We start from the raw sequence: 8,813 nt of genomic DNA, 5'->3' as shown, positions 1-8,813 counted from the left end.
GGTTTGGGAATGTTGGCGGGGGATTACCTGAAAGAGGCGTCGGACAGCAATGTGGACCTTTGTGCCATAGGACTTTTGTACCGTTACGGTTATTTTGACCAGTCGCTTTCCATGGACGGCCAGCAGACAGTCAATTATAAAGCGCAGAATTTCGGGCAGCTCCCGATTGAAAAGGTAATGCAACCGGATGGGAAACAACTGGTAATCCACGTCCCCTATGCCGACAGTTTTGTGGTACATGCCAATGTTTGGAAAGCCAGTGTGGGGCGTATTCCCCTTTATCTGCTGGATACGGACAATGAACTCAACAGTGAGTTTGACCGCCCTATCACTCACCATCTGTATGGAGGCGACTGGGAGAATCGGCTAAAACAGGAAATACTGCTTGGCATAGGCGGGATGATAACGCTGAGAGCTTTAGGTATAACGAAAGATGTATATCACTGTAATGAGGGGCATGCCGCACTGATCAATATCCAGCGGCTTTGTGATTACATAAATGGCGGCTTGAATTTCGGGCAGGCCATGGAGCTGGTACGTGCTTCCTCACTTTATACCGTACATACTCCCGTACCCGCTGGTCATGATTATTTTGACGAAGGGCTTTTCAATAAATATATGAAGGGATATCCTGGCAAGTTGGGTATAACCTGGGATAACCTGATGGATCTCGGGCGTCACAATCCGGGAGACAAGGAGGAACGTTTCTGCATGTCTGTCTTCGCCTGCAAGACCTGCCAGGAGGTAAACGGTGTCAGCAAGTTGCATAAATCGGTATCCCAGCAAATGTTTGCGCCGATCTGGAAGGGATACTTCCCGGAAGAGAACCATGTGGGTTATGTAACCAACGGGGTACATCTGCCTACCTGGTGTGCGGCAGAATGGAAAAAGCTTTTCAAGGACAATTTTGATGAGAACTTTTTCTGTGACCAGTCCAATCAGAAAATCTGGGAGGCTGTCTATGGCATCCCAGATGAAGAGATATGGAATACCCGGTTAAAACAGAAAGCAAAATTGCTGGACTATATCAAAAGCAAATGCAGCAAGGACTGGCTCAGGAGTCAGGTTGATCCGGCATTGAGCGTTTCCATTTTTGAGAGATTCAATCCCGATGCTCTTCTAATAGGCTTCGGACGCCGTTTTGCTACATATAAGAGGGCTCATCTTCTGTTCACGGATATAGACCGACTTGCCAGGATTGTGAATAATCCGAAATATCCGGTACAGTTCATCTTTGCAGGCAAAGCCCATCCCAATGACGGTGCCGGGCAGGGGCTGATCAAGCAAATCGTGGAAATATCCCGGCGTCCGGAATTTTTAGGTAAAATCATATTCTTGGAGAATTACGACATGGACCTGGCACGCCATCTTATCTCGGGGGTGGATATTTGGATGAACACCCCTACGCGGTTGGCAGAAGCTTCGGGTACGTCGGGCGAGAAGGCATTGATGAACGGTGTGCTTAATTTCTCCGTGCTGGACGGTTGGTGGTATGAAGGATACCGTAAGGATGCTGGATGGGCACTGACTGATAAAAGGACTTATCAGAATGAACAGTACCAAAACCAGCTGGATGCCGAAGCCATCTATTATTTGTTGGAGCATGACATCCTGCCACTGTATTACGAGCATGGGGGGAAGAACTATTCGGAAGACTGGGTCAAGTATATCAAGAACTCAATCGCACAAATCGCTCCCCATTTTACCATGAAAAGACAGTTGGACGACTACTATGACAGGTTCTATAACAAACTGTCAGAGCATTTCCACATTCTGGCAGCCGACAACTTTGCGAAGGCGAAAATGATGGCTGACTGGAAAGCAAACGTCCGAAGCAGATGGGATGCCATAGAAATCAAATCCATAGAGGCAGGGAATGGGCTGAATGCCACGGTTGAAGCCGGAAAGGAATATGAGGTGACGGTTGTCGTTGATGAGAAAGGCCTGGATGACGCAATCGGAATAGAATCGGTCATTATCAGGCGTGAAGACGGTCAGGATCACATATATGAGGTTATTCCCCTTTTGCCGGTTTCCAAGAATGGGAATTTATATACCTTTAAGGCGACATCCGGCATTTTCAACGCTGGAAGCTTCAAGCAGGCCTTCCGTATGTATCCCAAGAATGCTTTGTTACCTCACCGACAAGATTTCTGTTATGTACGATGGTTTTAATGAACAGTAAAAGGATATGCAAAAACAACGTATGAGCGGGCAAAATCAAAAAACAGATAAACGGATAGCATGGCCGATCATCATCATGAACTTCACGGGAGTGTATGACTACGAGGCGTTTGCCCGGAACAATAAATTTATATGGCTGGATTGTCGTCATCTTTATGGTACAGATGGCTACTGTGACAGGGAGGGGGCTTTGGCTTTGAAGGGGATGATTGCTGATTATCCGGCGGAGGGAGTCCATTTCATCGATTCAGGCAATTATCATTATTTGACTAAATTCTGGACAGACAAACTTGAAACTCCGTTTTCGCTGATTGTGTTCGACCACCATCCCGATATGCAGCCACCGTTGTTTGACAACATACTTTCTTGCGGAAGTTGGGTAAAGGATATATTGGACCATAACAACAACTGCAAGAAAGTAATTATCGTAGGTTCTTCAGACAAACTGATACAGGCTGTGCCGAAAGGATATGAAAGACAAGTTCGGTTTTACAGTGAAACTACGCTCATGCACGAAGAGGGTTGGCAGAACTTTTCTTCCGGACATATCAACGGACCGGTTTACATTTCCATAGACAAGGATGTCTTGAATCCGGCTTCGGCAGCAACAAACTGGGATCAAGGTTCTCTCAGCTTATGGGAATTGGAGAAACTGCTGGCTGTTATTCTTCAGAAAGAACAGGTAGTAGGCATTGACATCTGTGGGGAATGCTCCACAACACTCAATCTTTTTGAAGAAAAACGGGAAACCGTCATGGATAGCCAGGCAAACAAAGAATTGCTCAGATTTATCCGGTCATCCTCCGGCCTTCAATAGAATTAGTTTTTTTGTTATTATAATTATCATATAAAAATAAAATAATTTAGCTTTATGGAAACAATTGTTCGTAGAATTGGACTTGTTGCACACGATGCAATGAAAAAAGACATGATAGAGTGGGTTCTCTGGAACTCGGAACGTCTGATAGGACATAAATTCTATTGTACGGGTACAACCGGTACACTAATTAAAAAAGCCCTTGAAGAAAAACATCCTGAAATCAAATGGGATATCACAATCCTGAAATCTGGTCCTTTAGGAGGTGACCAGCAAATTGGTTCGCGGATCGTAGAAGGAGAAATAGACTATCTGTTCTTTTTTACAGATCCGATGACACTACAGCCGCATGATACGGATGTGAAAGCATTGACCAGACTGGCTGGAGTTGAAAATATTGTTTTCTGCTGTAACCGTTCGACTGCGGACCACATTATTACGAGTCCCTTATTCACTGACCCAACTTACGAACGTATTCACCCGGATTACACTAATTACACGCAGCGTTTTGAAAACAAGGGAATCATATCTGAAGCAGTGGAGCAAGTGAAAAAGCGGAGGAATAAAAGTGAGAATAACATTTCTAAATGAACTGTAATAAGTAGTAGAATATTTATAAGGCTATCTAAGAAACAAGTTGTTTACATCTTTCAGAATAGGTATCAGCTGAATAGTAATCTGCTAAGTTTGTGTCAAAACGTTGGCACAAACTCTTTTATATTTTACAGTTCTGCTATATTTTCTTTTGGCTATGCTGCTTTTTCCAGGGGCAGCGGATTTTTCCGGTTGGCAAGCTTTCCTTTAAGCGTATAGCCTAGCCAGTCTGAACATGAAGAATTTCAGATCAGCCACCCCTCTAAACTGGCTTCGAAGAGCTTTGATTTTAGCATTGAACGACTCCGCTGAAGCATTTGTCAATCGTTCTTCAAAATTTTAGGGGAAATACCTAAAGATACAAAAAGCCAACTAATTCGCAATACTTTTAGTATGAATTAGTTGGCTAATTTTATAGGATTTACTGAATATCCCCTAGTTAAAACAGCTATGCACAATTCCTTTTATTCCGTTTTCAGGTATATGGCATACAAATTGTCAATAATACCATCTGCTAAGCCAATGACCGGAACATGGATATACTCAGCTTTGACAATACCTGCAATTATCAGAAATATCTCAGCGGCGGGAACAATAACATCTGCACGGTCAGTTTTCAGATTAAATTCTTCCATGCGCTGTTATACCGGCACCACGAGTGACCGTTTCTCCGGATGGTATGAATTTGAAGTATCAACATAAAATCGGATTGTTATGGAAACCGTATGTTTTGAAAGGAAGGCGTTCGAGGAATTTGCCATGAAAATCGAACGGTTCATACATAGGGTGGAGGGAATCCCCATCTGGATTTGAAAGGCGTGAAGAGGACGGCTGGCTGGCTCGACCACCAGGATGTCTGCCTGAAGCTGAAAATCAGCAAGCGCACCTTGCAGACCTTGCGGGATAACGGCACGCTCGCCTATACCAAGATAGGCAACCGTACCTATTACCTGCCGGAAGACGTGGAGCGTATCGTCACGAAAGTGGAGGACAGACGCAAGGATGCACGCTACAGGGGGCACACCATTTGAAGGAATTGAACTGAAGTATCAACAAAAGACAAATGAGCAGTATGTATAATAGAGTTTATATCGAATAATTGATTAAAGCGTTCTTTGATTTATCTTTGTGATCTAAAAAGTTCAATTGATGTATTACGACAAGATTCGCCACCGTCATAGCCAAGTGCTTGCTGCGACAGGATTAACTCCTGCTGAGTTTGACGCTTTGCTAATAACTTTCAAGTACCATTGGGATGAATATTACAGCCATTTTACCTTGGAAGGTAAAGTGCGCCAACGTATATCTTACAACAGTGTTGTCTCTGATTCAGGACAAAATGTTCTTCATATTGGTATATCTGAAGACCAATCCCCTTCAGGAACTCCATGCTATTCAGTTTGAGATGACCCAGCCCCAGGCCAATAGATGGATTCACCTTCTTTCTGAGATTCTCCGGCGTACATTGAAAACGCTTGGTGAATTGCCTGACCGTAACTCCAAACGTCTGATACACATTCTTCAAGGGTGCGAAGAAGTCTTGTTGGACGGAACCGAGCGACCTATTCAGCGTCCTTTGGATGAAGACTGGCAGTCTGCATGCTATAGTGGTAAAAAAAACTCATAGCATAAAGAATAACCTGTTATGTACTAACAATCTTCGGATTGTATGGTTGAGCTCCACATACAAAGGTCATGTCCATGACAAAAAGATTTGTGATGAAGAACCTCTTCTACTTCCCAAAGGTATTAGGCTCTGGCAGGATACAGGTTTCATCGGACACAAACCGGATGGAGTTGAAATATGCATGCCCAAAAAGAAACCTAAAGGGAAAGAGCTTACTTGTGTTGAAAAACAAGAGAACAAGCGGATTTCCGGAGTTAGGATTAAAGTGGAGCATGCCATAGGTGGTATGAAAAAATGCCGTATTGTCAAAGAACGATTCAGATGCCATAAATTCGGTTTCGAAGATATGGTGATTCTTATTGCTTGTGGATTACACAACTTCAGAATCAGTCACAAAATGAGTCATATAACAAATTAATCTATATAATGTTTAATGAATTGAAAACGAAAGACGATGCGTGGATGCAGTCCATCCACGAGCGTATCGACCGGCTGTCGGCGATGATTGACGGCATTTTCGGAGATGGCGCGGTTCCGCCAAAAGAAGACGTGTACCTGTGCGACAGTGAGGTGGCGTGTATGCTGAAAGTCAGCCGCAGGACATTGGGCGAGTATCGGAGCAACGGCACGCTGCCTTACTATGTACTTGGTGGCAAGGTCTTGTACAAGAGGAGCGAGATCGAGCAGGTGTTGGAACGGGAATATAGGAGTGTCGGCAAGGCGCGGGGAAGCGGATGAAGATTCCATTTACCTGTTTTTTACGCACTTGTACAGGCTGCGGGCATTAAGACTGTCCGCATAAAGGCTGGACGTTTGCGTGCGCCAGCCACAGACTGTTTTTTAGAGGTGAGGGAGTTTGCCGTCTGGAAAAAGAACCTCTTTTTGGACTTTGGCACAAAGTCGTCCCCTGCCCGGTATCAGACTGTAATTCCTGTATGCAATCCTTTTCTGACTGTTCTCGTAACAGTCTGTTTCAATCCTGCCTGACCTTTGTTTACTTTCCATAAAGAGACTGTACCGCCTTTGTGACCGGGATATGAAACCGAAAGATTGTTTTTGACGGTTGCTAAAAAAGAAAAATCAAAGGTGTTTTGCATGTTCCGTAAAAAATCGTACCTTTACATAAAGTGAGTTGCACATCAACGCAATTGATGCAAGTATGTAGAAACCAGAACGGTTGCCAACTCGTTACCTCGTTTTTTGATGATCCGCATAAACTTTTATTCTTAGCGGATTATGTGATTCTTTCAAAAATAATCTCTATTTTGGGAATACGGCTTTCTGAATATCGGAAATTCTATGTGCCTGCCGTTTTACATCCCCTCCCTACAATCTACAACGACATGCTATCAGAACACTTCCCCATAAAATTTCTATTTTTCCTGTGAAATTATTCTCTTATTCAAAAAAAATAGTATCTTTGTCCTATAAAAGTTGTTCATAAGTATGAGACTGTAAAGTACTGAAATTAGCACAATCTCCAAATCGTTACCTTAGACTTTTCAGAACTTCCATAAGCGTTTGTCTTTCAAATTAATCCATCAAATTGATAAGAATTTAAAGTAAAAAAACTCCTTTTATGGAGTGACGTTGCTAGGTATGGATTAGAACTAAAATTAGTTAGCATTTTCTTGCATTTTTCTAAAATTTGAGTTAAATTTACCTCGACACGTACGTGACGAGGTCTTGACACGTTCGTGCTGATGTCTCGTCACGTTCGTGTCGCGACCTTGACAGCTACGTGTCGAGGTATTTTTGTATAAGCGTTTTGAAAAAAGTATAATTACAATATAACTAAAACGATTATGGCTATAAAATTTGACCTGTTTGAGAATCCGGTAAAGGAGGGAGTTTCCGTACCGAAGTTGCATGCAAAAGTGATTACCAAAGACGTGGTGACCACCCGTGAAGTCCGTGAAGCGATACGCAAGAAATGTACCGCCTCTCCAGCCGATGTGGCAGCTGTCATCACGGCCCTGAACGATGAGCTTTATGAGAACCTGAGCAACGGATATGCAGTGCATCTGGAAGGAATCGGCTATTTCAGTCTGAGCCTGAAATGTGCGCCAGACATTAATCCGAAGTATATTAAGGATGACGATGTACAGGTGAGAAGCATCAAGTTCACGCCCGACAAAGACTTGATTGACCGTTTCCAGAGTGTGTATCTGGAGCGCAAGGTGGACGAGGCGCATCATTCTACCAAACTGGACGAGGAAGAGGTGAAACAGAAATTAGCGGAGTATTTCAAGGCGCATTCTTTCCTGCAACGCCGTGACTTTGAACGGCTCACTGGGTTCAATTCGTCGAAGTCTACGCGGGTGATTCGGGAACTGGTGAAGGATGGGGTGTTGAAGAATGCGGGGACGAAGTATCAGCCGGTGTATGTGGTGGGGAGAAAGAGTGAAATGGACTTATGAGTGGGGTGACTTTTCTGGAACTTGATTATGAGATGAATATATTAAAAAGACTCTAGATTCCTGTTTTTAAGTGTTCATTCGTCCTTTGTGATTTCAATAAATCATCGTATTTTTGTACATTTAAAAAGGACTGTTATTAAGAAGTCTTTTAGGTATTTATCTCAGTTAATAAGATTTGTATGAATATAAAGTATACATTTTCAGGTCATGAATCATTCCCTTGTAAGTCTTTGTGGCTAAAAAAAGGATATGACTTTGTGAAGCGTGAAAGAAATTTTAATGCTCCTGATGCAGTAATTGACTTAGGCGTAGGGAAGAATATGGTTTCATCGATTCGTTTTTGGTTGAAATCTTTTGGCCTGTATGATGGGAAGGATTTAAGTGAGTTGGCTGATTATCTTTTTGATGAAGTTGCGGGTCGAGATAAATATATGGAGGATTTGGCCACGCTATGGTTGTTGCATTTTACGATTGTGACAAGTGGTGAAGCTACATTGTATGATTGGCTTTTTAAAGGCTTACAGAAAGAGCGAAAAGAGTTTGATCGAGCTCAAGTTTTGTCTTATGTGAAAAGACGACTTTTAGAAGATAATAAGTATAGTTTGTTTAATGAGAATACTGTAAAAAAAGATATAGGAGTTTTATTGTTGAATTATGTCATTCCACAAAAGGCTTCTTCAAACGAGGATTATTCTTCTTTACTTCTTGACCTTGACTTAATAAGAATGGATAGCGATAATAATAAAGCCTATTTCTTTAATATAGAGGGTAAAAGACAGGTTACACCTGAAATCTTCTTTTATGGTTTAGTCAAGTTAAAAGGAGAGGAGCGAACTGCTCCTTATGAGCTTTTGCAAGAATTAGGTTTAATCTTTTGTATGTCGGATTTGGAGACAATAAACATGTTAAAATATATCGCAGAAAAGTATAATAACTTTGTAAACTATAGTGACGTAGCAGGAATCCGGCAGATGCAATTTATTCAAGATATTGATCCGATGATGGTTTTAAATAATTACTACGACAATGCAGACATTTAATTTATCAGCCAATATAGAAAATGGGTTTGCTAAAGGGATGCAATATATTGTAACTCCTAACGCTCAGAATGTGGTCAACAATCTTATAAATGGATTCAAGACTGGTATCCATTCTTATACGATTATTGGTA

General features: G+C 42.2%; 8 protein-coding genes and 3 pseudogenes. 9 read left to right on the top strand and 2 right to left on the bottom strand.

What is annotated here, in order from left to right; translation table 11 throughout:
• The 3 genes from glgP to ACZM60_RS13795 all read left to right on the top strand — a co-directional run.
• A partial coding sequence (gene glgP / locus ACZM60_RS13805; protein ID WP_489521781.1) for an alpha-glucan family phosphorylase occupies window positions 1-2,175 on the top strand: 2,175 nt, incomplete at its 5' end.
• A 16-nt stretch (window positions 2,176-2,191) separates the two neighbouring features.
• Complete coding sequence (locus tag ACZM60_RS13800; protein WP_004295276.1) at window positions 2,192-3,001, top strand: arginase family protein; 810 nt, start codon at window positions 2,192-2,194, stop codon at window positions 2,999-3,001.
• 54 nt (window positions 3,002-3,055) lie between these two features.
• On the top strand, window positions 3,056-3,592 hold the full coding sequence (locus tag ACZM60_RS13795; protein WP_004295275.1) for a methylglyoxal synthase: 537 nt from the start codon (window positions 3,056-3,058) through the stop codon (window positions 3,590-3,592).
• 210 nt (window positions 3,593-3,802) lie between these two features.
• Here ACZM60_RS13795 and ACZM60_RS13790 read toward each other — a convergent pair.
• Together ACZM60_RS13790 and ACZM60_RS13785 are read right to left on the bottom strand one after the other, a co-directional pair.
• A pseudogene (locus tag ACZM60_RS13790) lies at window positions 3,803-3,931 on the bottom strand (transposase); the annotation flags it as partial.
• A gap of 128 nt (window positions 3,932-4,059) precedes the next feature.
• Window positions 4,060-4,236, bottom strand: a pseudogene (locus ACZM60_RS13785) (Ppx/GppA family phosphatase); the annotation flags it as partial.
• Window positions 4,237-4,309: 73 nt separating this feature from the next.
• On the opposite strand from ACZM60_RS13785, the pseudogene ACZM60_RS13780 reads away from it, so the two are divergent.
• The 6 genes and pseudogenes from ACZM60_RS13780 to ACZM60_RS13755 all read left to right on the top strand — a co-directional run bounded on the left by ACZM60_RS13780 (window position 4,310) and on the right by ACZM60_RS13755 (window position 8,682).
• Window positions 4,310-4,626, top strand: a pseudogene (locus tag ACZM60_RS13780) (helix-turn-helix domain-containing protein).
• Between the two features lie 224 nt (window positions 4,627-4,850).
• Window positions 4,851-5,222 carry a helix-turn-helix domain-containing protein gene (locus ACZM60_RS13775; protein WP_005641938.1) on the top strand — a complete coding sequence of 124 codons (372 nt, stop codon included), beginning with the start codon at window positions 4,851-4,853 and terminating at the stop codon, window positions 5,220-5,222.
• Window positions 5,176-5,640, top strand: a complete 465-nt coding sequence (locus tag ACZM60_RS13770) for an IS5 family transposase (RefSeq protein WP_005650024.1) — start codon at window positions 5,176-5,178, stop codon at window positions 5,638-5,640. Before ACZM60_RS13775 ends, ACZM60_RS13770 begins: the two co-directional genes overlap by 47 nt.
• An 8-nt stretch (window positions 5,641-5,648) precedes the next feature.
• On the top strand, window positions 5,649-5,960 hold the full coding sequence (locus ACZM60_RS13765) for a helix-turn-helix domain-containing protein (RefSeq protein WP_004295270.1): 312 nt from the start codon (window positions 5,649-5,651) through the stop codon (window positions 5,958-5,960).
• A 1,067-nt stretch (window positions 5,961-7,027) separates the two neighbouring features.
• Entirely contained in the window at window positions 7,028-7,642 is a 615-nt protein-coding gene (locus ACZM60_RS13760; RefSeq protein WP_118166156.1) for an HU family DNA-binding protein, read from the top strand.
• 179 nt (window positions 7,643-7,821) lie between these two features.
• Window positions 7,822-8,682, top strand: a complete 861-nt coding sequence (locus ACZM60_RS13755) for a DUF4007 family protein (RefSeq protein WP_118166158.1) — start codon at window positions 7,822-7,824, stop codon at window positions 8,680-8,682.
• Window positions 8,683-8,813 lie beyond the last annotated feature (131 nt).

The organism is Phocaeicola sp., from assembly GCF_057861905.1.
This window is presented reverse-complemented; position numbering and strand designations above follow the sequence as displayed.

Excerpts from the sequence above, each read along its gene's own strand:
- ACZM60_RS13760 (WP_118166156.1), top strand. The coding sequence starts at position 7,028 with ATGGCTATAAAATTTGACCTGTTTGAGAATCCGGTAAAGGAGGGAGTT.
- ACZM60_RS13800 (WP_004295276.1), top strand. The coding sequence starts at position 2,192 with ATGCAAAAACAACGTATGAGCGGGCAAAATCAAAAAACAGATAAACGG.
- ACZM60_RS13775 (WP_005641938.1), top strand. The coding sequence starts at position 4,851 with ATGAATATTACAGCCATTTTACCTTGGAAGGTAAAGTGCGCCAACGTA.
- ACZM60_RS13770 (WP_005650024.1), top strand. The coding sequence starts at position 5,176 with ATGAAGACTGGCAGTCTGCATGCTATAGTGGTAAAAAAAACTCATAGC.
- ACZM60_RS13765 (WP_004295270.1), top strand. The coding sequence starts at position 5,649 with ATGTTTAATGAATTGAAAACGAAAGACGATGCGTGGATGCAGTCCATC.
- ACZM60_RS13795 (WP_004295275.1), top strand. The coding sequence starts at position 3,056 with ATGGAAACAATTGTTCGTAGAATTGGACTTGTTGCACACGATGCAATG.
- ACZM60_RS13755 (WP_118166158.1), top strand. The coding sequence starts at position 7,822 with ATGAATATAAAGTATACATTTTCAGGTCATGAATCATTCCCTTGTAAG.